Source organism: Micromonospora noduli (assembly GCF_003264475.1).
Lineage (GTDB): Bacteria > Actinomycetota > Actinomycetes > Mycobacteriales > Micromonosporaceae > Micromonospora > Micromonospora noduli.
Window position 1 is genome coordinate 31,548 of the sequence record NZ_PYAC01000002.1, and the last position, 24,031, is coordinate 55,578.

General features: G+C 70.8%; 21 protein-coding genes. 13 read left to right on the plus strand and 8 right to left on the minus strand.

The genetic code is table 11. The annotated features are described in order from the left end of the window. The first annotated feature begins 8 nt into the window (after positions 1 to 8). The 6 genes from recR (at position 9) to MED15_RS05745 (ending at position 6,753) form a co-directional block, all read left to right on the plus strand. Positions 9 to 602: a recombination mediator RecR gene (gene recR / locus MED15_RS05720; protein ID WP_091403417.1), complete on the plus strand. Its 594-nt coding sequence runs from the start codon at positions 9 to 11 to the stop codon at positions 600 to 602. A gap of 315 nt (positions 603 to 917) precedes the next feature. Continuing rightward, complete coding sequence (locus MED15_RS05725; RefSeq protein ID WP_112604800.1) at positions 918 to 2,582, plus strand: ABC transporter substrate-binding protein; 1,665 nt, start codon at positions 918 to 920, stop codon at positions 2,580 to 2,582. A gap of 85 nt (positions 2,583 to 2,667) precedes the next feature. Next, positions 2,668 to 3,672 carry an ABC transporter permease gene (locus MED15_RS05730; RefSeq protein WP_088950603.1) on the plus strand — a complete coding sequence of 335 codons (1,005 nt, stop codon included), beginning with the start codon at positions 2,668 to 2,670 and terminating at the stop codon, positions 3,670 to 3,672. After that, positions 3,669 to 4,631 (plus strand): ABC transporter permease, encoded by a 963-nt coding sequence (locus MED15_RS05735; protein WP_112588586.1) that lies wholly within the window; start codon positions 3,669 to 3,671, stop codon positions 4,629 to 4,631. Before MED15_RS05730 ends, MED15_RS05735 begins: the two co-directional genes overlap by 4 nt. A gap of 8 nt (positions 4,632 to 4,639) precedes the next feature. Continuing rightward, positions 4,640 to 5,653, plus strand: a complete 1,014-nt coding sequence (locus MED15_RS05740) for an ABC transporter ATP-binding protein (RefSeq protein ID WP_112588584.1) — start codon at positions 4,640 to 4,642, stop codon at positions 5,651 to 5,653. Next, complete coding sequence (locus MED15_RS05745) at positions 5,650 to 6,753, plus strand: ABC transporter ATP-binding protein (RefSeq protein WP_112588582.1); 1,104 nt, start codon at positions 5,650 to 5,652, stop codon at positions 6,751 to 6,753. The genes MED15_RS05740 and MED15_RS05745 overlap by 4 nt, the downstream gene beginning before the upstream one ends. A 24-nt stretch (positions 6,754 to 6,777) precedes the next feature. On the opposite strand, the gene MED15_RS05750 is transcribed toward MED15_RS05745, so the two are convergent. Both MED15_RS05750 and MED15_RS05755 read right to left on the minus strand, forming a co-directional pair. After that, positions 6,778 to 7,167: a hypothetical protein gene (locus MED15_RS05750; RefSeq protein ID WP_112604883.1), complete on the minus strand. Its 390-nt coding sequence runs from the start codon at positions 7,165 to 7,167 to the stop codon at positions 6,778 to 6,780. Beyond that, positions 7,143 to 7,799 carry an HNH endonuclease family protein gene (locus MED15_RS05755; RefSeq protein ID WP_112588598.1) on the minus strand — a complete coding sequence of 219 codons (657 nt, stop codon included), beginning with the start codon at positions 7,797 to 7,799 and terminating at the stop codon, positions 7,143 to 7,145. Before MED15_RS05755 ends, MED15_RS05750 begins: the two co-directional genes overlap by 25 nt. Positions 7,800 to 7,906: 107 nt before the next feature. Between MED15_RS05755 and MED15_RS05760 the strand changes: the two genes are divergently transcribed. Continuing rightward, on the plus strand, positions 7,907 to 9,400 hold the full coding sequence (locus tag MED15_RS05760) for an MFS transporter (RefSeq protein WP_112588580.1): 1,494 nt from the start codon (positions 7,907 to 7,909) through the stop codon (positions 9,398 to 9,400). 29 nt (positions 9,401 to 9,429) lie between these two features. Here the strand turns inward: MED15_RS05760 and leuA are convergent, their stop codons facing one another. Both leuA and MED15_RS05770 read right to left on the minus strand, forming a co-directional pair. Beyond that, positions 9,430 to 11,181, minus strand: coding sequence for a 2-isopropylmalate synthase (gene leuA / locus MED15_RS05765; RefSeq protein ID WP_112588578.1), 1,752 nt, complete (start codon positions 11,179 to 11,181; stop codon positions 9,430 to 9,432). A gap of 237 nt (positions 11,182 to 11,418) precedes the next feature. Continuing rightward, positions 11,419 to 12,690: an MFS transporter gene (locus tag MED15_RS05770; protein WP_112726043.1), complete on the minus strand. Its 1,272-nt coding sequence runs from the start codon at positions 12,688 to 12,690 to the stop codon at positions 11,419 to 11,421. 77 nt (positions 12,691 to 12,767) lie between these two features. On the opposite strand from MED15_RS05770, the gene MED15_RS05775 reads away from it, so the two are divergent. Then, on the plus strand, positions 12,768 to 13,754 hold the full coding sequence (locus MED15_RS05775; RefSeq protein WP_112604811.1) for an ArsR/SmtB family transcription factor: 987 nt from the start codon (positions 12,768 to 12,770) through the stop codon (positions 13,752 to 13,754). Positions 13,755 to 13,760: 6 nt separating this feature from the next. Here the strand turns inward: MED15_RS05775 and MED15_RS05780 are convergent, their stop codons facing one another. Further along, positions 13,761 to 14,291, minus strand: coding sequence for a nitroreductase family protein (locus MED15_RS05780; RefSeq protein WP_112588573.1), 531 nt, complete (start codon positions 14,289 to 14,291; stop codon positions 13,761 to 13,763). A gap of 84 nt (positions 14,292 to 14,375) precedes the next feature. Next, positions 14,376 to 15,164 (minus strand): hypothetical protein, encoded by a 789-nt coding sequence (locus tag MED15_RS05785; protein WP_225855148.1) that lies wholly within the window; start codon positions 15,162 to 15,164, stop codon positions 14,376 to 14,378. A gap of 259 nt (positions 15,165 to 15,423) precedes the next feature. On the opposite strand from MED15_RS05785, the gene MED15_RS05790 reads away from it, so the two are divergent. Both MED15_RS05790 and MED15_RS05795 read left to right on the plus strand, forming a co-directional pair. Then, positions 15,424 to 16,689, plus strand: a complete 1,266-nt coding sequence (locus MED15_RS05790; RefSeq protein ID WP_030489892.1) for an aspartate kinase — start codon at positions 15,424 to 15,426, stop codon at positions 16,687 to 16,689. A gap of 5 nt (positions 16,690 to 16,694) precedes the next feature. Beyond that, positions 16,695 to 17,756, plus strand: a complete 1,062-nt coding sequence (locus MED15_RS05795; protein WP_112734957.1) for an aspartate-semialdehyde dehydrogenase — start codon at positions 16,695 to 16,697, stop codon at positions 17,754 to 17,756. Positions 17,757 to 17,856: 100 nt separating this feature from the next. On the opposite strand, the gene MED15_RS05800 is transcribed toward MED15_RS05795, so the two are convergent. Further along, positions 17,857 to 19,221, minus strand: coding sequence for a GGDEF domain-containing protein (locus MED15_RS05800; protein ID WP_208646578.1), 1,365 nt, complete (start codon positions 19,219 to 19,221; stop codon positions 17,857 to 17,859). A 245-nt stretch (positions 19,222 to 19,466) separates the two neighbouring features. On the opposite strand from MED15_RS05800, the gene MED15_RS05805 reads away from it, so the two are divergent. Beyond that, positions 19,467 to 20,246, plus strand: coding sequence for a phosphodiesterase (locus MED15_RS05805; RefSeq protein WP_112588569.1), 780 nt, complete (start codon positions 19,467 to 19,469; stop codon positions 20,244 to 20,246). Positions 20,247 to 20,255: 9 nt separating this feature from the next. Continuing rightward, on the plus strand, positions 20,256 to 20,906 hold the full coding sequence (locus tag MED15_RS05810) for a histone deacetylase (RefSeq protein ID WP_225855147.1): 651 nt from the start codon (positions 20,256 to 20,258) through the stop codon (positions 20,904 to 20,906). Positions 20,907 to 20,940: 34 nt separating this feature from the next. On the opposite strand, the gene MED15_RS05815 is transcribed toward MED15_RS05810, so the two are convergent. Further along, positions 20,941 to 21,738, minus strand: coding sequence for an alpha/beta fold hydrolase (locus MED15_RS05815; protein WP_112734959.1), 798 nt, complete (start codon positions 21,736 to 21,738; stop codon positions 20,941 to 20,943). Positions 21,739 to 22,016: 278 nt separating this feature from the next. On the opposite strand from MED15_RS05815, the gene MED15_RS05820 reads away from it, so the two are divergent. Continuing rightward, positions 22,017 to 23,744, plus strand: a complete 1,728-nt coding sequence (locus MED15_RS05820) for a bifunctional metallophosphatase/5'-nucleotidase (protein WP_112734960.1) — start codon at positions 22,017 to 22,019, stop codon at positions 23,742 to 23,744. Positions 23,745 to 24,031: the final 287 nt, after the last annotated feature.

Genomic DNA, 24,031 nt, shown 5'->3' on the forward strand with positions numbered 1-24,031 from the left:
GCCGGCAGATGTACGAAGGTGCCATCCAGGATCTGATCGACGAGCTGGGTCGGCTGCCGGGCGTGGGTCCGAAGAGCGCTCAGCGGATCGCGTTCCACGTCCTCTCGGCGGATCCGGCCGACGTCAACCGGCTGGCCGGCGCGCTGCGCAAGGTCAAGGAGCTGGTGCGGTTCTGCACGACCTGCTACAACGTGGCCGAGTCCGAGCAGTGCCGGATCTGCCGCGACCAGCGTCGCACCGACGAGGTGCTGTGCGTGGTCGAGGAGCCCAAGGACGTGGTGGCCATCGAGCGGACGGGTGAGTTCCGCGGTCGCTACCACGTGCTGGGTGGCGCGATCAATCCGCTGGAGGGGATCGGCCCGGACAACCTACGCATCCGGGAGCTGATGATCCGGCTCGGTGGCGGCGGGGTACGGGAGTTGATCCTGGCCACGGATCCGAACACCGAGGGCGAGGCGACCGCCACCTACCTGGCGTTGATGGTGAAGCCGATGGGCATCTCGGTGACCCGGCTGGCCAGCGGGCTGCCGGTCGGTGGCGATCTGGAGTACGCCGACGAGATCACCCTCGGTCGGGCCTTCGAGGGGCGCCGCGCGGTCTGATCCCCCTGACGAACGGCCGGTGGCCGGCACCCCGTGTGGGTGCCGGCCACCGCTGCGTCTCTGCCCGGAAATGATCTGACACCTGTGCCCTCATCGGGGCTGTTCGACGTAACAGTTTGGCATCGCGGGTGCTGATTGATCGGTTTTTGCCGCTGTTTACCTAAGAATCGAATGTCAAGCGGCGGTTGAGGCACGATCCGATACCAACCGTCCACTCAGCGGTTTCCGGGTGGACGCATCGGGAGCTATGGTCACCGCCATCGGTGACCCCTGTCACCACGTTGTCCGTACCCCCAAGGACGAGGTGAAGCACACATGCGTGCACCCAGGCCGAAGGTCGCGATCGCGGCCATCGCGGTCGCGGCCCTCGCGGTAGCAGGCTGCGCCGAGAGCAACCGCGACGACGACAAATCCGGTGGTAGCAAGAAGGACACCCTCGTCTTCGGCGTCGCCGGAGACCCGAAGGTGCTCGACCCGAGCTTCGCCAGCGATGGTGAGTCGCTGCGCGTCGCGCGTCAGGTCTTCGAGACCCTGGTCCGACCGGAGGAGGGTGGCACGAAGGTCACCCCCGGCCTGGCCGAGTCCTGGACCCCGGACGCCGCCGGCACCACCTGGACCTTCAAGCTCCGCTCGGGCGTGAAGTTCCACGACGGCACCGACTTCAACGCCGAGGCCGTCTGCGTCAACTTCAACCGCTGGTACAACGCCAAGGGCCTCATGCAGAGCCCGGACGTGACCGCGTACTGGCAGGACGTCATGGGTGGCTTCGCGAAGAACGAGAGCGAAGACCTGCCCGCGAGCCTCTTCAAGTCGTGCGCCGCCAAGGACGCGACCACTGTGGACCTGGCGTTCACCCGGGTTTCCAGCAAGATCCCGGCCGCGCTGATGCTCCCCTCGTTCTCCATCCACAGCCCGAAGGCGCTGCAGGAGTTCGACGCGAGCAACGTCGCGGGCACCGCCGAGGACATCAAGTACCCGGCGTACGCGACGGCGCACCCGACCGGCACCGGCCCGTTCAAGTTCAAGGCCTGGGACGTCGCCAACAAGACGCTGACCCTGGAGCGCAACGAGGACTACTCGGGCGCCAAGGCCAAGCTGAAGACCCTCATCTTCAAGACGATCTCGGACGAGAACGCCCGCAAGCAGGCGCTGCGCTCCGGCGACATCCAGGGCTACGACCTGGTTGGCCCGGCCGACGTCGAGCCGCTGAAGAGCGAGGGCTTCAACATGCTCACGCGCCCGGCGTTCAACGTGCTCTACCTGGCCATGAACCAGAAGGGCAACCCGAAGCTCGCCGACATCCGCGTCCGGCAGGCCATCGCGTACGCCCTGAACCGTCAGCAGCTGGTCACCTCCAAGCTGCCGCCGGGTGCCAAGGTCGCCGACAACTTCATGCCGGACACCGTCGAGGGCTGGAACGGTGACGTCACGAAGTACACCTACGACCCGGCCAAGGCGAAGGCGCTGCTGGCCGAGGCGGGCGCGTCGAACCTGACGCTGAAGTTCCACTACCCGACCGAGGTCACCCGGCCGTATATGCCGAACCCGAAGGACATCTTCGAGTTGCTGTCGGCGGACCTGAAGGCCGTTGGCATCACCGTCGAGGCGATCCCGCTGAAGTGGAGCCCGGACTACCTGAACGCCACCACCTCGGGTAGCAAGCACGACATCCACTTCCTGGGCTGGACCGGTGACTACGGCGACGCCTACAACTTCATCGGCACCTTCTTCGACCGGCCGAAGGACGAGTGGGGCTTCAACAACAAGGCCCTGTTCGACCAGTTCAAGGACGCGGACACCACCGCGGACATCGCGGCCCGGACCGAGAAGTACAAGGCCCTGAACAAGTCCGTGATGGAGTTCCTGCCCGGTGTGCCGATCTCGCACTCGCCGCCGGCGATCGTGTTCGGCAAGGACGTGACCGGCGTCAAGGCGAGCCCGCTCACCGACGAGCGCTTCGCGACCGCCGAGTTCAAGTAAGTCCTGATCTGACGCAGCAAGGAACGCGGGCGGGCGCTGTCGCACAGCGCCCGCCCGCAACCCTCCGCACCCCTTCGAGGCCGCCGTGTTCCGGTTCATCGTCAGGCGCCTGCTTCAGCTGATACCCACGCTGTTCGGGCTCTCCCTTCTGCTCTTCATCTGGCTCCGCCGGCTCCCCGGCGGCCCCGAGACCGCCATCCTCGGCGAGCGCGGCACGCCCGAGATGCGTGCCGCCATCCGCCGCAACATGGGGCTCGACGAGCCCATCCTGGTGCAGTACGGCCGGTTCGTCCGGCGGATGATCAAGCTCGACCTGGGCACCTCGACCTCCACCAAGCGGGCGGTCACCACGGAGTTCATCGAGCGCTTCCCCGGCACCGTCGAGCTGACCATCACCGCGATGATCATCGCGATCGGCATCGGCATCCCGCTGGGCTACCTGGCCGCCCGCCGTCGCGGCCGTTTCCTGGACCACGCGTCCGTGGGCGGTTCGCTGATCGGCATCTGCATCCCGGTGTTCTTCCTGGGCTACGTGCTCAAGGCGATCTTCTCGGAGAACCTGCACTGGTTCCCGTCCAGCGGGCGGCAGGACCCGACGCTTGAGGCGACCCGGGTCACCAACTTCTTCGTCCTCGATGGCCTGATGACCCGCGAGTGGGACGCCGCCGCCGACGCGCTATGGCATCTCGTGCTGCCCGCCATCGCGCTGGCCAGCATCCCGCTGGCGATCATCGTCCGGATCACCCGGGCGAGCGTGCTGGAGGTGCTCAACGAGGACTTCGTCCGCACCGCCGAGGCGAAGGGCCTGACCGAGCAGACGGTCCGTCGCCGGCACGTCCTGCGCAACGCGATGCTGCCGGTGGCCACCTCGATCGGTCTGCTCGCGGGCGGCCTGCTCTCCGGCGCGGTGCTGACCGAGACCGTCTTCGCCTTCAGCGGCATCGGAGCGTTCGTCGCCGAGGCCATCGGCCAGCGCGACTATCCGGTGCTGATGGGCTTCATTCTGATCATCGCGGTGGTGTACGTGCTGGTGAACCTCCTGGTGGACCTCTCCTACAGCTTCATCGACCCGAGGGTGAGGGTGCGATGACGCTCAGCCCAGGCAAGAAGCGCGAGAAGATCGACCGGCTCTCCGAACTGGCCGCCCGGGACGACGAGCGCGGCGTCAGCCTCTGGCAGGAGGCGTTCCGCCGGCTGCGGGGCAACCCGGCCGCGATCGTCGGCGCCGTCATCCTGGCGCTCTTCGTGCTGGTAGCGATCGTCGGACCGTTCCTCGTGCCGTACGCGGCGACGGACACGATCGGCATCCGGGAAGGGCTGATCAAGCCGGGTGTCATCCCCGGCCCGACCGGTGACCACTGGTTCGGTTACGACCACCAGGGCCGCGACGAGTTCAGCCGGATGATCGTGGGTGCCCGGCAGACCCTGCTGGTCGGCGTGGTCTCCACCCTGATCGGTCTGGCGATCGGCGCGTTGATCGGTGGCGTCTCCGGTGCCGCGGCCGGTCTCGGTGGCCGGTGGGGGCGGTGGATCGACACCACCCTGATGCGCTTCATCGACATGCTGCTGGCGATGCCGAGCCTGCTGCTGGCGGTGAGCATCGCCGCCCTGCTCGGGGCCAGCCTGACCACTGTGATGATCGCGGTCGGTGTGGTCTCGGTGCCGGTGTTCGCCCGGCTGCTGCGCGGCTCGATGATCTCCCAGGCCAACAGCGACTACGTGCTGGCGGCGACCTCGCTCGGCGTCAAGAAGTCGAAGATCGCGCTGACCCACGTGGTGCCGAACTCGCTCGCCCCGGTGATCGTGCAGGCCACGCTGACCCTGGCCACCGCGATCATCGAGGCCGCGGCGCTCTCCTTCCTCGGCCTCGGCAACCCGGACACCGCCGTACCGGAGTGGGGGGTCATGCTCGCCGACGCGCAGCAGTACCTCGGCATCCGGCCGTCACTGGCGATCTACCCGGCCGTCGCGATCATCATCACCGCGCTCGGCTTCACCCTGCTGGGTGAGGCGATGCGTGAGGCCCTCGACCCGAAGCTGCGGAAGTAGGCCCGGCAATGGCACTGCTCGAAGTTGAAGATCTCTCCGTCACGTTCGCGCGCCGCGGTCAGCGGGCCGTGCACGCTGTCGACGGGGTGTCCTTCTCGGTCGACGCCGGTGAGGTGGTCGGCCTGGTCGGCGAGTCCGGCTGCGGCAAGAGCGTCACCTCGCTCGCGATCATGGGTCTGCTGCCCAAGCAGCCCGGCCTGCGGGTCGGCGGCAAGGCCGTCTTCGACGGCACCGACCTGCTCCAACTCGACGACCGGTCGCGGCGGGACATCCGGGGCCGGGACATCGCGATGATCTTCCAGGACCCGCTCTCCTCGCTGAACCCGGTGATCCCGATCGGGTTGCAGGTGACCGAGGTGCTCACCCGGCACCGGGGGATGAAGGGCGAGGCCGCGGCGAAGGAGGCGGCGGCGCTGCTGGACCGGGTCGGCATCCCCGACCCGAAGCGGCGGCTCAAGGAGTATCCGCACCAGCTCTCCGGTGGGATGCGCCAGCGCGCGCTCATCGCGATGGCGGTGGCCTGCCAGCCTCGGCTGCTGATCGCCGACGAGCCGACCACCGCGCTGGACGTCACCATCCAGGCCCAGATCCTGGAGCTGCTCAAGGAGTTGGTCCGGGACTCCGGCACCGCACTGTTGATGATCACGCACGATCTGGGCGTGGTGGCCGGCATGTGCGACACCGTCAACGTGCTCTACGGCGGCCGGGTGGTGGAGACGGCCCGCCGTCGTCCGCTGTTCCGCCAGCCGCGTCACCCGTACACAGTGGGTCTGCTCGGCTCGGTGCCACGCCTGGACGCCGGGCGGGGCGAGAAGCTCAACCCGATTCCCGGTTCGGTCCGCGACCTGCTGCCCTGGCCGGACGGATGTGCCTTCGCCCCGCGCTGCGCCCGTCGGATCGACGAGTGCGTGGGTGAGCCGCCGGAGCTGGTGCACGCGCACGACGGACGGAGCTACCGGTGCGTCAACCCGGAGCCGCTGCCGGGCATGGTGCCCGCCCCGCGCGAGGAGGAATCAGCGTGAGCGAGAACGACGTCCTCGTCGAGGTGCGCGACCTGAAGGTGCACTTCCCGATCAAACGGGGGGTGCTCTTCGACCGGGTGGTCGGCCAGGTGAAGGCCGTCGACGGGGTCGACCTGAGCATCGCGCGGGGCAAGACGTACGGCCTGGTGGGCGAGTCCGGCTGCGGCAAGTCCACGTTGGGTCGGGCGCTGCTCCAGCTCACCCCGCCGACCGCCGGTGAGGTCAGCTTCGACGGCGTCGAGCTGACGACGCTGCCGCCCGGGAAGCTGCGCAGCATGCGTCGCCGGATGCAGATGATCTTCCAGGACCCGATGTCCAGCCTCGACCCCCGGCAGAACGTCGAGTCGATCCTGACCGAGGGCCTGCAGACCCACGGGATCGGCACCGACCGCACCGACCGTCGACGGATCATCGGCGAGACCCTGGACGCGGTCGGGCTGCCGCGCTGGGCGCTGTCCCGCTACCCGCACGAGTTCTCCGGCGGGCAGCGCCAGCGCATCGGCATCGCCCGCGCGCTGGTGCTCGGGCCGGAGCTGATCGTCGCCGACGAGCCGGTCTCGGCGCTCGACGTGTCGATCCAGGCCCAGGTGGTCAACCTGCTGGACGAACTCCAGGACAGCCTGGGGCTGACCTACCTGGTGATCGCGCACGACCTCGCTGTGGTCCGGCACATTTCCGACACGGTCGGCGTCATGTACCTGGGCGCGCTGGTCGAGGAGGCGCCGAGCGACCGGCTCTACACCGAGCCGCTGCACCCGTACACGCGGGCGCTGATGTCGGCGGTGCCGGTGCCGGACCCGGACGTGGAGGACCGCCGGGAGCGGATCCTGCTCGCCGGTGACCTGCCGTCGCCGGCCAACCCGCCGTCCGGCTGCCGCTTCCACACCCGCTGCCCGTGGGCGCAGCCCACCCGCTGCGCCGACGAGCGACCGGTGCTGCGGGACATTGGCGCCAGCCGGGTGGCCTGCCACTGGGCCGAGCAGATCGCCAGCGGCGAACTGCGCCCGCACGGGGTCAGCGCGCAGATCGTCCGACCCGAGGGTGAGGGGGACGCGCCGGGCGTGGTCTCCGCGCCCACCGAGCCCGGCTCGTACGTCTGAGACTGGACGCGGTGCCGGCGCTCGTCAGCCCTCGGGGCGGTTCAGCAGCCCCACGGCGACGCCGTGCACCGCGTCCAGCCCGGCCGGGTCGGCCAGCGTGACCGACGTGCCGGTCACCGCGTACCACTCGTCCGCGTCCTTGTACTGCACCCGCACTGTGACCTTGCCGTCGGCGTACTCGGTGCGCAGCGTCAGGTCACCGGTGACGACGCCGACCTCGTCGGTCATCACGCCGCCGGGGCCGGGCACGATGTCGGTGGTGCGGGCCTGTGGGCCGGCCGCCCCGCCCGAATCCGCGACCATGCCGGCACCCGGCACGGCGGCGGGGGTCTCGGCGGTGCCGTCCGCGGTCATGCCGGCGGCGGACGGGCCGCTCTCCCCGGCGGCGTTCACGAATCGCTCCCCACTGAACAGCCCTCCAACATGTCGGTCAGGGCGGCCTTCTCGGCGGTGGTCACCGTCAGCCGCCAGTAGTGCTTGACCGTCACCCAGTCCTGAGCGTATTTGCACCAGTAGGACCGGTTTGCCGGCTTCCACTGCGACGGGTCCTGGTCACCCTTTGCCCGGTTCGACGAGGCGGAAACCGCGAAAAGCTGCGGACGGGTGGTGTCGTTGGCGAAATCGCCGCGCTTCGTGTTGTCCCACTCGTCGGCACCCGAGCGCCACGCGTTGGCCAACGGCACCATGTGGTCGATGTCCACGTCGGAGGGATCCGAGAAGCTGCGACCGTCGTACACGCTCTCCCAGCGCCCACCGACCACGTTGCAGCCGGAGAGCTTCACGTCCTTGCCGTCGCGCTGGAGGATGCTGTCCCGGACATCGCAGTTCTTGCCGGTGTCCCGCCAGTGCGGGAAACGCTCCCGGCTGTAGCCCTTCATCGAGCCGGCGGTAGCGACGGTGAGCTGGCTCAGCTGCTCCGCGGCGTTGCCGCCGTCGCTCGACGGCGGTGTGGTCGGCTCATCCTGCGGGACGCAACCGGCCACGCCGAGCGCCAGCGCCGCGGTAAGCGCGGCCACCGCCGCTCGCGGTCCTGATCTGGTACGCACAGACGACACCTCTCCAGCTTGGGGGCTCCCGGCGATTGCGCACAGTACCCGGGCACGGTTTCGGCGTTTCGTGGCGTCTCCCACATGATGCAAGGCAGATTGGTGGGATGACCGCATCCGTACCGGCGACCGCCCTCCGGATGGGCACCACCGCCGGCCGGGGCACGCTGCTCGCCGCCGTACTCGCCTCTGGCATGGTCTTCCTTGACAGCACCGTCGTCAACGTGGCGCTGCCGAAACTCGGGCAGGACCTTGGCGCGAACGTGGCCGATCTCCAGTGGACCATCAACGGCTATCTGCTGATGCTGGCGGCGTTCGTGCTGCTCGGCGGCGCGCTCGGCGACCGCTTCGGCCGACGACGCGTCTTCCTCATCGGCGTGGTCTGGTTCACCGCCGCCTCCGTGCTCTGCGGGCTGGCACAGGGCACCGGCATGCTGATCGCGGCCCGGTTCCTCCAGGGCGCCGGTGGCGCGCTGCTCACACCCGGGTCGCTGTCGGTGCTCCAGGCGAGCTTCCATCCGGACGACCGGGGCCGGGCGATCGGTGCCTGGGCCGGGCTGTCCGGGGTGTCCACAGCGCTGGGCCCGTTCATCGGGGGCTGGCTGATCGACGCGCTCTCCTGGCGCTGGATCTTCTTCCTCAACCTGCCGATCGCCGTGCTGGTGCTGCTGGCCGCCCTGCGCTGGGTGCCGGAGAGCCGGGACGAGAGCGCCTCCCGCACCGAGGGACGGGGTCGGACCCGACGGCGGTTCGACGTCGCCGGAGCCCTGCTCGGAGCGCTCGCGCTCGCCGGCGTCACCTACGCCCTGATCGACGCGCCGGCCCGCGGGTTCGACTCCGCCGAGGTGCTGATCGCAGCCGTGGTCGGGGTGCTCTCCGCAGTGGCCTTCGTCCTGCTGGAACGGCGGCGTGGCGACGCCGCGATGCTGCCCACCGGGCTGTTCAGCAGCCGACTCTTCTCGGTGCTGAACCTCTTCACCGTCGTCGTCTACGCAGCACTCGGCGGCTTCACCTTCTTCTTCGCCGTCTACCTGCAGAACGTGGTCGGCTGGTCGGCCTTCCGCACCGGCATCGCGTTGCTGCCGATGACAGTGCTGCTGTTGGTCGGCTCCGCGCGCGCCGGTGCGCTGTCGGCCCGGATCGGCCCACGGCTGCCGCTGGCCATCGGACCGGTGGTAGCCGCGGTCGGCCTGCTGCTGCTGCGCGGCGTCGGACCGGGCGCGTCGTACTGGCGGGACGTGCTGCCCGGGGTGCTGCTCTTCGGCATCGGGTTGACCCTGGTGGTGGCACCGCTGACCGCGTCGGTGCTGGCCGCCGTGCAGGACCGGTTCTCCGGTGTGGCCAGCGGTTTCAACAACGCCGCGTCCCGCGCCGGCGGCCTGCTCGCGGTGGCGGCGCTGCCGCTGCTCGTCGGGCTCTCCGGCGGCGGCTACGAGCAGAAGGCCGAGCTGACCGACGCGTTCCGGGGCGCGATGGAGTGGTGTGCCGGGCTGCTCGTGGCCGGCGCGCTGCTGGCCCTGGTGCTGGTCCACCGACCGCCCCGGAAAGCCCCGCCGTCCCAGCCCTGCCATTCACTGCCGGCCGCGACACCCCCGAAGTAGGAAGCCACTTCGGGGGTGTCGCGCCCAGGTCAGCGGCGGGCGCGGTTGACGGCGCTGGTGACCGCCTTGATCGACGCCGTGACGATGTTGGCGTCGGTGCCGACACCCCAGACCGTCCTGCCGTCCACCTCACACTCCACGTACGCGGCGGCCTGCGCGTCACCACCGGAGGAGAGCGCGTGCTCGTGGTAGTCGAGCACCCGTACGCCCACCCCGACCGACTGGAGCGCGTTGACGTACGCGTCGATCGGGCCGTTGCCGACCGCGGCGAGCGAGCGCTGTTCGCCGCCCACACCGACCTGGGCCTCGATCTCGACCTTGCCGTCCACCGTGCCGATCGTGTAGCCGGTCAGCCGGACCGTCGGGTCGGGCTGGTGGTCGAGCAGGTAGTGCGTCGCGAAGATCTCCCACATGGCGGCCGGGTCGACCTCGCCGCCGTCGTGATCGGTGACCTGCTGCACCACCCCGGAGAACTCGATCTGGAGCCGGCGCGGCAGGTCCAGTTGGTGCTCGCTCTTCATGATGTACGCGACGCCGCCCTTGCCGGACTGCGAGTTGACCCGGATGACCGCCTCGTAGGTGCGGCCCAGATCCTTCGGGTCGATCGGCAGGTACGGCACCGCCCAGGTGTGCTCGTCCATCGGTACGCCGGCCGCCTTCGCGTCGGCGGCGAGGGCGTCGAAGCCCTTCTTGATCGCGTCCTGGTGGGAACCGGAGAAGGCGGTGTAGACCAGGTCGCCCGCGTACGGGTGGCGCTCGTGCACCGGCAGCTGGTTGCAGTACTCGACGGCTCGTCGGATCTCGTCGATGTTCGAGAAGTCGATCATCGGGTCGATGCCCTGGGAGAAGATGTTGAGCCCCAGGGTCACCAGGTCGACGTTGCCGGTGCGCTCGCCGTTGCCGAACAGGCAGCCCTCGATGCGGTCCGCGCCGGCGAGCAGGCCCAGCTCGGCGGCGGCCACGCCGGTGCCCCGGTCGTTGTGCGGGTGCAGGCTCAGCACCACGCTGTCCCGGCGCGGCAGGTGCCGGTGCATCCACTCGATCGAGTCGGCGTACACGTTGGGGGTGGCCATCTCGACGGTGGCCGGCAGGTTGATGATCAGCGGCCGGTCCGGGGTCGGGTCGATCACGTCGATCACCCGGGAGCAGACCTCCAGCGCGTACTCCAGCTCGGTGCCCGTGTACGACTCCGGCGAGTACTCGTAGAAGATCTCCGTGTCCGGGGTGTGGATCTCCGCGTACTTCTGGCAGAGCCGCGCCCCGGTGGTGGCGATGTCGGCGATGCCGTCCCGATCCAGACCGAAGACCACCCGCCGCTGAAGGGTGGAGGTCGAGTTGTAGAAGTGCACGATGGCCCGCTTCGCGCCGCGCAGCGACTCGAACGTCCGGTCGATCAGGTGCTCCCGGCACTGCGTGAGCACCTGGATGGTGACGTCGTCCGGGATCATGTCGTCTTCGATGAGCTGCCGGACGAAGTCGAAGTCGGTCTGGCTGGCCGAGGGGAAGCCGACCTCGATCTCCTTGTAGCCCATCTGGACCAGCAGCTGGAACATCCGGCGCTTGCGCTCGGGCGACATCGGGTCGATCAGGGCCTGGTTGCCGTCGCGGAGATCCACGGCGCACCAGCGGGGGGCGGCCTCGACGGCGCGGGTGGGCCAGGTGCGGTCGGGCAGTTCGACGCGGAACTGCTCCTGGTACGGCTGGTAGCGGTGGTACGGCATCCGGCTCGGGCGTTGCCGGGCGATCGGATCGGTCTCAGCGTCGGTGACAGGTTGAGCCATCTCAGAGTGCTCCCTGGAACATGTGGCGTCAGCAGATCGGAAGGTGTCGGCGAGATGCCGGGCGACGGTGCGCGGCGGTGCCGAGAAGAAGTTCGGATGTGCTGGACGGCGCGATGCGACTCCGCGACGAGGTGCCGGCCGGTCAGGCCTCGTCGCGGCGGCTAAGGAGGAGAAGCGCCTGCCACATGTCCAGGTCACCCTACGTGATGGAACGGGGGGTGGAAAGACAGGTCCGGACTATGGGACCGGGGTCATGGCCGGCTCTGCGGCCTCGGCACCCAGCCTCGGCGTCCGTTGCGCCCAGGCCACTGCGGGCACGATCGCCGCCGCTACCAGCACGAAGATCGCTGCCGTCGGTAACCAGCCCCACCCGCCGGTGGTCACCCCGAGCGCGGTCAGCCCCGCCGGCGCGATCAGATACTGGACCTGCACGCCGAGTCCGAGCGCCCCCACGTACGCACCGCGCTGGTCGGCCGGCGGAAGGGTGGCGGTGAGCCCCCAGCTGCCCGCCGACTCGATCAGCTCGGCCAGGATCAGCAACATGGCGGCGGCCACCAGCACCACGACGGTCAGCAGGCCCCGGGTGACCCCGGAGATCGGCAGGACCAGGCAGAACAGTGCGATCAGCAGCCCGCCCCGGCGGGATGCCCGGGCCGCGCCGGCCGCGGTGTCCGCACCCCGGCTGACACGCACCTGGAGCAGCACGATCAGGATCGTGTTGAGCAGCACCAGCCCGGCGATCATCGTCTTCGGGGCGTCGGTGTGGGTGAGGATCCACAGCGGCATGACCGTCAGGTAGAGCACCCCGTGCGCGGTGAGCAGCCCGGACAGCACTGACACCGCCATGAACGGCCGGTCCCGCAGCACGGCGAGCCGACTCATCGGCTCTGCCGGTCGGGCCACCTGCGGCAGCCGGGGCAGGCGCCGCACGAAGAGGGCCGTCACGAGGAAGACCGTCGAGATGAACCAGACCATCCCCCGGTACGCGGTGATCGTGTCCACCGCCAGCACCAGGCCGCTGATCACCGCGCCGAGCCCGAAGCCGACGTTCAGCGACGAGCGCTGGTACGCCATCGCCGTGACCCGTTCGGCCGGCGGAAGCGCGTTGATCGAGTAGACCTGTCGGGCCACGCCGACAGCGGCGTCCACGGCGGCCAGCGCCACCACCACGGCGAGGAACCCCGCGAAGCCGCCCACGAACGGGTAGGTCGCGAACAGCGCCGCGTTGAGCACCAGCCCCACCACCCAGACCCGCTGCGGCCCGTACCGGTCGGTGAGCCCACCCAGCGGCACCGTGCCCAGCAGCGACACCCCCGCCGCGACGGACAGCCCCAACCCGACCTGGGCGGCGCTGAGCCCGAGCGCCCGGGTGAAGAAGACGGCGCTGCCGGCGTGGAACAGGCCGCTGCCGACGGCGTAGACCATGGCCTGCACGGCCAGGGCGCGGGTCAGCCCGGCCGGCGGTACGACGTCTCGAACGGCGGTGCGGATGGTTTCTCTGGTCCCCATGTCCGGGGAGTGAAGCGGGCCCCCATCGGTCCGGTCGAGTCTTTTAGGCTGGACCGAATCCTGTTCCTGGGGGGCGTGTGTCCGAGTTGCGGTTCAGCCTGGCCGACGTGGCGGGAGTACGGCTCGCCGTGTCACCGGCCAACGAGACGGTCATGAGCATGTGGGCGCTGGCCAACCCGATCCGCTACGCGGTGCACCTGCCCTGGATCGACCGGGCCCGGGTGACGTTGCGTCGTCCCGAGGTGGCCGACCGGGTCCGACCTCTGGTGGGGTTGGTCGTGCCGGGTCGCTGGCTGCCCGACTTCCTCACCCCGGCCGCCCGGCCGAACGTGGAGATGGCCGAGCAGCTCGACCAGATCGCCGCGACGCCGCCGGCCGTGGTGGTCCAGGACCTGCTGTCGACCACCTGGCGGAAACCGTTGAGCCCGTTCGGGCGGGCGCTGCTCGCCGACCCCGGCGGGCTGCTGCCGCAGGTCGTCGACGCGGTGCGGGTCTGGCACGACGAGGCGATCGCCCCGGACTGGCCGCGGATGCGGGCGCTGCTCGACGCCGACGTGGCGTACCGGGCCGCGCAGCTCGCCGAGAGCGGCGCCGGTCGGTTCTTCGAGCAGCTCCACCCGAGTCTGCGCTGGCACGGCGACCGGGTGATCAGCGACGACACGTTCGAGCGGGACTTCGACCTCCGCGGTCGTGGGCTGGCGCTGAACCCGACGGTGTTCACGGAGCAGCACGTGCTGTGGAACCTGCTGGAGGATTCGCTGCCGGCCGGCGCGTACCCGGTTCGTGCCGTCGGGACGCTCTGGGAGGCGGCCGCGCCGCCGTCCGGCGACCCACTGGCACGGGTGATCGGGCCGGGCCGGACCGCGCTGCTGTACCTGCTCGAGACGGCGCTGACCACCACCGACCTGGCCCGACTCACCGGGATGTCCGCTGGAAACGTCTCCCAGCACCTGGCCGCGCTGCACGGCGCCGGCCTGGTGTCCCGGTCCCGCGAGGGTCGGCACGTGCGCTATCGCAACACCGATGCCGCAGCGGTCCTCGTCCGGGCCAGCCGCGGCGGGTGAGTCGGCTCAGCGCAGCAGCAGGTCGGCGACCGGACGGCGGTGACGCAGGCCGGTCTCCCTGGCCCGTAGTTCGGCCGGAAGGGCGAACGGGTCCCCGAGTCGGCCGACGGCGGCGACCACCAACGGGCGGACGCCGCCGGGCAGGTCGAGTTCGGTGGAGAGGCCGGCCCGGTCGAACCGGGTGAGCTGGTGCACGTGCAGGCCGAGCGCGGTGGCCTGCACGGTCAGGTGGGCGACCGCCTGGCCCAGGTCGTACGCGGCCCGCTCGGTGTCGAGGCCGGTGTGGGCGCCGACCACCAGGGTCGCGGCGTGCCGGATCCAGATCTGGTCGTCGACCGGGAGGCTGATCAGGATCCGTTTCCAGGTCTCGTCGTCGCGGTGGCCGAGGGCGAACCGCCAGGGCTGCCCGTTCTCCGCCGACGGGGCCCAGCGCGCGGCCTCAAGCAGCGAGGCGGACTCCTCCGGGGTCAGCTCGGCGCTCGGGTCGAAGGCTCGTGGACTCCAGCGGTAGGCGAGCAGCGGGGTGAGGTCGGCCATACACCGGATCGTCCTGTATGGGTGATTCGCCCCTCAGGATGGGGGGCATAAATGTGGGCAAGAGCACCCGTAACGGGACGAAGATCAGGGCGTTCCCGCGCTCGGGCTCTCCGACGGGTCCGGGGTCGGCGGCGCTGCGGTGTCGAGCGGCTCCCGGTCGATCACCACCGGGCCGGCCAGCTGCACGGTGGCCGGTGCCGGGCCGGGTGCAGCGGCCAGCCGCAGCGTCCCGGCCCCGGTCCGGACGCCGGTCGGCGTGCCGTCCTGGTCGTAGCAGTAGATGCCCACATCCAGCGGGGCGTTGAGCGAGGCCGAGGTGGAATCCACCGAGTAGCAGGTGCCGGTGAGACCCTTGGGCGGGTTGGCCGGGGCGACCGCCAACGGCGCGCGGCGGTCGGTGAGTACGTTCAACCAGTCGGTGAGCAGGTGCTGAACCCGGGGGTCCGACCGGCGTGGGATCGCGTCGTCGCGATCACCCAGACGTACGCAACTCGCCGACCCGGTATGACCGGCCGACGGCAGGGCGCACTGGAACAGCCCGTCGGCAGTGCCGGCCATCGAGACATCGGCGGTGCCACCCAGGGCACCCCCCGGCACATCCACCCGCCAGCTGCCGTCGTTCGCGCTGGTGAACACGATGGTGCGATCCGGCTTGCCCGCCTGGCTGTAGACGTACTGGGCCACCAGGTGACGGTCCTGAGCCGCCGCGGCCAGCGCGGCCAGCTCATCCCGTGCGGCGTCCACCTCGACCGGCCCCGGATCGACGGGCGGCGGAGTCGGAGGCTGTTCACTGGTGCAGGCGACCAGGAGGGCTGGCAGGGCGAGGACGAGCGGCCCGAGCACGCGGCCGGCCGAACGGATGAGGACGGGCACCGGCCCATTCTGGTGGGTGCGGGCGGTCGGTGGGTGCCGGCGCGTACCGGGCTCCTTCCGGCGTGTCGGGCGGGGCGTCCCGGCGTACCCGTCGGACCTGGTGGGACCGGCCCGGCCGGTCCCGGCCGGGCCGGATGGTGGGATCACCTGACCCGGCTTCGTTGTCCGCCGGATACCCTCATGGGGTCTGACACGCGCCGCCGGCCCCGGTTCCGGCGGCGTCGGCACGCTCAGGGTCGCTGGGAGGGAGTGCACCGTCGTGGCACTCGTGGTGCAGAAGTACGGCGGGTCCTCCGTCGCCAACGCCGAGCGGATCAAGCGGGTGGCCGAGCGCATCGTCGCCGCCCGCAAGGCCGGCGACGACGTGGTGGTGGTGGTCTCCGCGATGGGCGACACCACCGACGAGCTGCTCGACCTGGCCAACCAGGTCAGCCCGCTGCCGCCGGGCCGCGAGCTGGACATGCTGCTCACCGCCGGGGAGCGGATCTCGATGGCCCTGCTGGCCATGGCCATCCACAACCTGGGGTACGAAGCCCGCTCGTTCACCGGTTCGCAGGCCGGCGTGATCACCACTTCGGTGCACGGCCGCGCCCGGATCATTGACGTCACCCCCGGGCGGCTCAAGGGCGCGCTCGACGAGGGTTCGGTGGTCATCGTGGCCGGCTTCCAGGGCGTCTCGCAGGACACCAAGGACGTCACCACGCTGGGCCGGGGTGGTTCGGACACCACCGCCGTGGCGCTCGCCGCCGCCCTGCACGCCGACGTCTGCGAGATCTACACCGACGTGGACGGCATCTTCACCGCCGACCCGCGGATCGTGCCCAACGCCCGACACATCCAGCACATCACCTACGAGGAGATGTTGGAGCTGGCCGCCTGCGGCGCGAAGGTGCTGCACCTGCGTAGCGTGGAGTACGCCCGGCGGGCGGGGTTGCCGATCCACGTCCGTTCGTCATACTCGACCAACACCGGCACGATGGTCACCGGATCGATGGAGGACCTTTCCGTGGAGCAGGCACTGATCACCGGGGTCGCGCACGACCGCAGTGAGGCCAAGATCACGATCGTCGGGGTGCCCGACGAGCCGGGTGCCGCCGCGCGGATCTTCGACACCGTCGCCGGCGCCGAGATCAACATCGACATGATCGTGCAGAACGTCTCCACCGAGGGCACCGGCCGGACGGACATCTCGTTCACCCTGCCCAAGGCCGACGGCCCCACCGCGATGGCGGCGCTCAGCAAGATCCAGGAGCCGGTCAAGTTCAAGGGCCTGCTCTACGACGACCACGTCGGCAAGGTCTCGCTGATCGGCGCGGGCATGCGCTCGCACCCCGGGGTGGCGGCCGGCTTCTTCGCCGCGCTCGGCGCGGCCGGGGTCAACATCGAGATGATCTCCACCTCCGAGATCCGGGTCTCCGTGGTCTGCCGGGACACCGACCTCGACGCCGCCGTCCGCGCCATCCACGACGCGTTCGAGCTGGGCGGCGACACCGAAGCCGTGGTCTACGCGGGGACAGGTAGGTAGCGCCGATGACGGCGCTGCCCACCCTCGCCGTGGTCGGAGCGACAGGTGCCGTCGGCACCGTGATGTGTGAGCTGCTCACCGGGCGACGCAACGTCTGGGGTGAGATCCGGCTGCTCGCCTCCGAGCGCTCCGTCGGACGCCGGGTCCGCTGCCGGGGCGAGGAACTCGTCGTCCAGGCGCTGACCCCCGAGGCGTTCGACGGGGTCCAGGTGGCCATGTTCGACGTGCCCGACGAGGTCTCCGCCGAGTGGGCGCCGATCGCCGTCGCCCGGGGCGCGATCGCTGTCGACAACTCCGGCGCGTTCCGGATGGACCGCGACGTCCCGCTGGTCGTTCCGGAGATCAACCCCGAGCAGGTCCGCAACCGGCCCCGGGGCATCATCGCCAACGCCAACTGCACAACCCTCGCGATGATCGTCGCCGTCGCGCCGCTGCACCGCGAGTACGGCCTACGGGAGCTGGTGCTCGCCTCCTACCAGGCGGTCTCCGGAGCCGGTCAGTCCGGCGTCGACATCCTGCACGACCAGCTCACCAAGGTCGCCGGCGATCGGGCGCTCGGCTCGCGCACCGGCGACGTACGCCAGGCGGTCGGCGACGACCTGGGTCCGTTCCCGGCACCCATGGCGCTCAACGTGGTCCCCTGGGCCGGCTCCCCGGCGGACAGCGGCTGGTCATCGGAAGAGATGAAGATCCGCGACGAGTCGCGGAAGATCCTCGGCCTCCCCGACCTCAAGGTCTCCGCCACCTGCGTCCGGGTGCCGGTGGTCACCGCCCACTCGGTCGCCGTGCACGCGGTCTTCGCCACCGAGGTCGACGCCGAGGGCGCCCGCGAGGCGCTGCGCAACGCACCCGGGGTGATCCTGGTCGACGACCCCGCGGCCGGGGAGTTCCCGATGCCGATCGACGCCGTCGGCACCGACCCGTCCTGGGTCGGCCGGATCCGCCGCGCCCTGGACGATCCCCGCGCCCTCGACTTCTTCGTCACCGGCGACAACCTCCGCAAGGGCGCAGCCCTCAACACCGCCCAGATCGCCGAACTCCTGGCCAAAGAACTCCGCACCCCCTGACCCTCCGCTGCCGCGATCTTGCAGTTTCTGTGCCGACACAAGGGGCGAGGGCGACAGAACGGCAACCGAAAGTGCAAGATCAGCGGGGACCTGGGGGCGGTTACGCCGCAGAGAGCAGGACGCCGTCTCGGCCTTGGCGTTTCACCGCGTAGAGGGCCTGGTCGGCTCTCTTCAGGGTGCGGTCGGGGGTTTCGCCGGGGCGGGGCAGTGCGACGCCCACACTGATCGTGCGGCCGATGCGTCGTGCCGCCTCGGTGAGCCGTTCGGCGATCCGGACCGCCTCCTCCGGGCGGCTCACCTCGATCACCGCGACGAACTCGTCACCGCCGATCCGGTACAACTCGTCGCCGTGCCGCAGCGCCCCCTCCAGCGCCCGGGCCAACCCGACCAGCACCCGGTCGCCGGCCTGGTGGCCGTACGTGTCGTTCACGGTCTTGAAGCCGTCCACGTCGATCGCCAGCAGCGCCGTACGCCCGGGGGTGGCCGCCGCGATCCGCTGCCCGAACGGGCCGGTGTGCCGCAACCCGGTCAGCGGGTCGGAGCTGGCCTGCTCCCGCAGCCGGGCCAGCGTGCGCAGCCGGTCCACGCTCGTCCAGGCCTGCCCGGCGAGCAACTCCATCAGGCTGACAGTGGTCGGGTCCGGGCGCAGCGCGCGTTCGTCGGCGACCAGCAGCACCCCACCGGCGTCCGTGGGCCCGACCGGCACGGCCACCAGCGTGCGTACCCCCGCCCGGGTCAACGGGCGGTAGTCCTCGGTCGGGGGATGCCCGGTCTCGCCCAGCGTGTACCCGGCGCCGTAACGATGGGCCCGTACGACCATCCGGTCCAGGGCGGCCGGACCCGCCGCGGCCAGCTCGGCGCGAATCCGGGTCTCCAGGTCGCTCGGCGTCGCCGGGGACGGGCCGAGCTGACCGCCGATCAGCAGCAGCGCGGTGGAGAGCGTGGAGACCTCCCGGGCGGCGCGGGCCGCTGCCCCCATCACCTCGCCCTCGGTCGGCGCGGAGGAGAGCGCCGCCGCGTGGCGAAGCAGCTTCTCGCTGCGACTCTCCGCAGGTGGGCCACCGAGGGCGGTGATCCGCGCGCCGAGCCCGTCGGCCAGCCGCTGCGCGGTCTCCCGCCACGGCTCCAGGTCGGTCGGCTCACTCCACTGCAAATCGAGGACGCCGATCGCCCGGCCCGTCGGGTCCAGCACCGGTACGCACAGCTCGGCGGTCACATCCGGGCGGACCGGTAGGTAGTCCGGGTCGACGGTGACGTCCGGGACGACGGCGGGGACGCCGGTCGCGTACACCCGGCCGACGATGCCGGTCCGCGCCGGCACGGTGGCGAAGACCTGCCAGGCCCCGGTCGCGGCGACGCAGCGCAGGCGGTCGTGGACCGCGAGCAGCACGGAGATGGTCGCCGGGGTGTGGCGGGACAGCCCGGTGACCGTCCACCGACACGCCTCCGGCGTGCTCGACGCCATCGGCAGGCGGACGGTGACGTCACGGATGACTCGCTGATGATCCACTCGCACGTCGTTCCAGGTAGGGGAGGGGGCTCGGCCGACGCCGAACCGCTCGATCAAGCGTACTCACGGTGGCTGAGACCGGCCGGGCTTCGTACACACGTGCTATCCACAGGCTGTGGACGCAGCCTGTGGACGCATGCCCCCCGGGACGCCGCGCCTGCCGATAGCGTGAAGCCTCCCGGCGCCGAGGAGGCGAGCCCATGCTCATCGCCCAGCTCAGTGACCCGCACCTGACCACCGGCCTGCTCGCCGCCGAACCGGCCGCCGGGTTGCACCGAGCGCTCGGCCGGGTGCTGGCGTTGCGACCCCGACCGGACTGCGTGGTGATCAGCGGCGACCTGGCCGACCACGGCCAGCCCGACGAGTACGCGGCGCTGCGCGAGGTGATCGGCCGCTTTCCGCTGCCGGTGCACCTGACCACCGGTAACCATGACGACCGTGAGTCCCTGCTCGACGCGTTCGGCGGCACGCCCTGGCTCGGCGGCGGCTTCTCGGCCTACTACCACGTCGACCACGATGCGGCGTCCGTCGTGGTGCTCGACTCGCTCGTCCCCGGCAGCGACGGCGGCCTACTCGGCGAGGAACAGCTCGGCTGGCTCGACGGGGTGCTCACCGGACGGCCCGAGGTGCCCGCCCTGGTCTTCCTGCACCACCCGCCGGTCGCGGTCGGCATCCCCGTGGCGGACTCCATCCGGCTCGCCGACGGTGACGCGCTCGCCGAGGTGATCGGCCGGCACCGGCACGTGGTACGGGTCGGCGCCGGCCACCTGCACCGCCCGGTCACCACGGCGTACGCGGGCACCGTCCTCACCGTGGCGCCCAGCACCTGGAAGCAGAGCACGCTCACCATGAGCGCCGACGAGCAGATCGGTTGGGTCAACGAGCCCACCGCCTTCCTGCTGCACTCGGTCGAGGCCGGCGGATGCGTGACCCACACCGTGCAGGTGAGCCACACCGCCGGGCAGACCTGCGGCTTCTGAGGGGTCGTCGTGCTGGCCTGGTACGTCTCGTACGGCTCGAACATGCACGCCGCCCGGCTGGGCTGGTACATCAGTGGCGGCTGCCCACCCGGCGGAAAGCGGACATACCCGGGCTGCCGCGACCGGCGTCCACCGAGCCGGTCGGCACCGGTGTCGCTGCCCGGCGGCATCTACTTCGCCGGCGAGTCCGGTGCCTGGACCGGCGGCATGGCCTTCTACGACCCGCACCTGCCGGGTGAGGCCGCAGCCCGCGCCTACCTGGTCACCCTGGAGCAGTTCACCGACATCGCGGCCCAGGAGATGTACCGCCCGCCGGGCGACACGACCGAGCTGATCCCGGCGACCGGCGCGGCCATCGACGCCGCCGTCGCCAACGGGCGGGCCACCCTGGGCCCGGGGCGGTACGAGACGCTGATCTGCCCGGGCAGCCGCGACGGCGTTCCGATGCTCACCTTCACCGCCCCCGAGAGGGCGTCAGCCGTGCCGTGCCGACCTCCCGCGCCGATCTACCTCGGCATGATCGCCCGAGGGCTGCGCGAGTCGCACGGCTGGCCCGCCGAGCGGATCGCCACCTACCTGGCGGCCCGGCCCGGCGTTGCGGGCGCCTGGCCACCGGCCGCCGTAGCTGCCCTGGTCGACAAGGCGCTGGCTGACGGCTGACCCGCGGGCTCGCGCCTCGTCGGCCGCTGGGCGGTCAACCGAGCAGGAACTCGCGCAGCGCGGGGGCCAGCGTCGTCGGCGGCACGTCGTGGTAACCGCCGTCGAGGCTCACGGACCGGCCCCCCGGAACGGCCTCGGCCGCCGCCCGACTCGCGTCCCGCAGCCACTGTGGACTGCCGGTGCTGTCCACCGCGAGGGTCGGCGCGGTGATGGCTGCCAGCCGCTCGGCGGGGAGTCGCCCTCCGGCGGTGACGATCGAGTCGTACACCAGCGTGTGCGCGACCGCCGTCAGCCCACCCCACACCGGTTGCGACCGCATCCCGCTGATCTGCTCGGCCGGCAGCCCCACCGAGGCGCTGAGGAAGGTCTCCACCGCGCCGTCCCGGTCGTTGGCGGCGATCAGCTCGATGAGCTGCGGGGTGATGTCCTTGCTGACGCCCACGTGCGAGCCGACCTGGAACGGTGGCTCGAACATGACCAACTTGGTCACCGGCAAACCCTGTGCGGTGGCGAGGGCGGCCAGGACGGCACCGGAGGAAATGCCGTAGACGGCGGCGGAACCACCCGCCGCCGCGATCAGCGCGGCCAGGTCGTCGATCTCGCGGCCGACCTCGTACGGTGCGGTGTCGCCGCTGTAGCCCCGACCGCGACGGTCATAGCTGAAGGCGGTGAAATCCGGCGCCAGCGCCGCGCCCAAATCGCGGGTCGCGTTGCGATCGCTGAACGCGCCGCCGACGAGGACGACCGCCGGCCCGGCACCGGACCGCTCGAACGCGATGGGTGTGCCGTCGACCGATCGCACCTGCTCCGCCACGGGTGTCGTTCCGCTCATGATGCCGCCCCCACTCCTCGTTGGCTGTCCAGTCCTTTCTAGACCCTGGGTCCGACGTTGTCCGGCAGACCGCGTTTAACGATGATCGATAGCGGCCTCGGCGTACGCGCTGCTCCGATGCGCTGCCCGGGTCGACCGGCGGGCGTCCGGATGAGAGGCTGTCGGGGCGGGGGCCATGCTCAACCACCGTCATCCGCGACCCTTTCGACGGCGTCCGTCGGCGGCCCGGTCGACCCAGAGGCCAGGCACCGTACGCGCCGATTCTCACGAGGAGATCCATGTTCATACCCGGGATGCGTCGGGCCGCTGTCGGCCTGACCGCGCTCGCGGTGGCCGCTTTCGGCGCGGTCGCCACCAGCCCTGAGCAGGCCGACGCCGGGCCGAAGCCGGTCGACGTCACCCTGCTCGCCCTCAACGACTTCCACGGCAACCTCGAACCGCCGACCTCGTCCAGCGGCACCATCGCCGGGCAGACCGCGGGCGGTGTCGAATACCTGGCGACGCACCTGGCCGAACTGCGTGCCGCAGCCAAGAAGAAGAACACCATCACGGTCGCCGCCGGTGACCTGATCGGCGCGTCCCCGCTGCTCTCCGCCGCGTTCCACGACGAGCCGACCATCGAGGCGCTGAGCATGGCCGGGCTGGACTACGCCAGCGTCGGCAACCACGAATTCGACGAAGGCGCCGCCGAGCTGCTGCGGATCCAGAACGGCGGCTGCCACCCGGTGGACGGTTGCGCCGACGGCACCCCGTACCGAGGTGCCGGCTTCCAGTACCTGTCCGCGAACGCCTTCACGACCGCCACCGGTAAGCCGTTGATGGCGCCGTACGCGATCCACAAGGTGCAGGGCGTCAAGGTCGGCTTCATCGGGATGACCCTGGAGGGCACCCCGCAGATCGTCAGCCAGCAGGGCGTCGCCGGCCTCAGCTTCGCCGACGAGGCGGACACCGCCAACCGGTACGCTCGCGAGCTGCGCCGCAAGGGCGTGGAGACGATCGTCGTGCTGCTGCACGAGGGCGGCGCCCAGGCGTCGACCGGCGGCATCAACGACTGCGTCGGCCTGACCGGGCCCATCGTGGACATCACCAACCGGATGGACCCGTCGATCGACGTGGTGGTCAGCGGGCACACCCACCAGGCGTACAACTGTGACATCAACGGCAAGTTGGTCACCAGTGCCAGCTCGTTCGGTCGCCTGATCACCGACATCGATCTCAAGATCGACCGTCGGAGCGGGGACGTGATCTCCGCCGCCGCGAACAACGTCGTGGTCACCCGCGACGTGGCCCCGGACCGGAGGCAGACCACGCTGATCAACCGGTACAAGACGGTGCTCGGCCCGGTCGCCGACCGCCAGGTCGGCGTGACCGCCACCCCCCTCCCCACGACGCAGGAGAAGCTGCTCGGCACCTGCTCACCGCAGGTGCCCAACTCGTGCGGAGAGTCGCCGATCGGCAACGTGATCGCCGACGCGCAGCTCGCCGCCACCGATGACGAGCAGGGCGCGGTTGCCGCCCTCATGAACCCAGGTGGGGTGCGGGCCGCCCTGGACGCCGGCCCGGTCACCTATGGGGAGGCCTTCACGGTGCAGCCGTTCGCCAACAACCTGGTGACGTTGGACCTGACCGGCGCGCAGCTCTACTGCGTCCTGGAGCAGCAGTTCGTCACCGGCCGCACGTTGTACCCGTCGGCCACGCTGAGCTACGTGGTCGACCTGAACGGCACCAGCGCCACCGCGGCCGACCCGTGCGCCGGCACCCGCGTGGTCCGGGGCAGTCTCACCATCGGCGGCACCGCCGTCGACACCGCCGCCACCTACCGGGTGACGGTGAACAACTTCCTGGCCGGCGGCGGTGACGGTTTCAGCACCTTCACCGGCGGGACGAACCTGGTCACCGGCCAGATCGACCTGGACGCGTTCGTGGCCTACCTGACCGCCCAGTCGCCGGTCTCCGCGCCGACGCTGGACCGGATCCGCACCACCGCCGAGGTCCCCGCCGCCTGACGGCCGACCCCGCGATCATCGGGCCCCGGAGCACCCGCTCCGGGGCCCGACCCGTCCCCGACACCGCCTGCCCGCGCCCGTGCCTGCCCGCCCGTGCCCGCCTGTGCCTGCCTGCCCGCCCGTGCCTGCCTGCCCGCCCGTGCCTGCCCGCGCACGCGCCTGCCTGGTGTTGCGGCCCGCGCACGCGCCTCCGGGCAAGATCGCGCTCGAACATGGATGTAGTGGCATCGGTGCGCGGGGATGCCACTACATCCAGGATTGAGCGCGATCTTGGTCCTCGACAAGAT

Bases quoted from the DNA above. Each gene is read 5' to 3' on its own strand.
- MED15_RS05795 (WP_112734957.1), top strand. From the start codon at position 16,695: ATGACGGCGCTGCCCACCCTCGCCGTGGTCGGAGCGACAGGTGCCGTC.
- MED15_RS05725 (WP_112604800.1), top strand. From the start codon at position 918: ATGCGTGCACCCAGGCCGAAGGTCGCGATCGCGGCCATCGCGGTCGCG.
- leuA (WP_112588578.1), bottom strand. From the start codon at position 11,181: ATGGCTCAACCTGTCACCGACGCTGAGACCGATCCGATCGCCCGGCAA.
- MED15_RS05815 (WP_112734959.1), bottom strand. From the start codon at position 21,738: ATGAGCGGAACGACACCCGTGGCGGAGCAGGTGCGATCGGTCGACGGC.
- MED15_RS05800 (WP_208646578.1), bottom strand. From the start codon at position 19,221: ATGGCGTCGAGCACGCCGGAGGCGTGTCGGTGGACGGTCACCGGGCTG.
- MED15_RS05780 (WP_112588573.1), bottom strand. From the start codon at position 14,291: ATGGCCGACCTCACCCCGCTGCTCGCCTACCGCTGGAGTCCACGAGCC.
- MED15_RS05820 (WP_112734960.1), top strand. From the start codon at position 22,017: ATGTTCATACCCGGGATGCGTCGGGCCGCTGTCGGCCTGACCGCGCTC.
- recR (WP_091403417.1), top strand. From the start codon at position 9: ATGTACGAAGGTGCCATCCAGGATCTGATCGACGAGCTGGGTCGGCTG.
- MED15_RS05805 (WP_112588569.1), top strand. From the start codon at position 19,467: ATGCTCATCGCCCAGCTCAGTGACCCGCACCTGACCACCGGCCTGCTC.
- MED15_RS05735 (WP_112588586.1), top strand. From the start codon at position 3,669: ATGACGCTCAGCCCAGGCAAGAAGCGCGAGAAGATCGACCGGCTCTCC.
- MED15_RS05770 (WP_112726043.1), bottom strand. From the start codon at position 12,690: ATGGGGACCAGAGAAACCATCCGCACCGCCGTTCGAGACGTCGTACCG.
- MED15_RS05740 (WP_112588584.1), top strand. From the start codon at position 4,640: ATGGCACTGCTCGAAGTTGAAGATCTCTCCGTCACGTTCGCGCGCCGC.
- MED15_RS05760 (WP_112588580.1), top strand. From the start codon at position 7,907: ATGACCGCATCCGTACCGGCGACCGCCCTCCGGATGGGCACCACCGCC.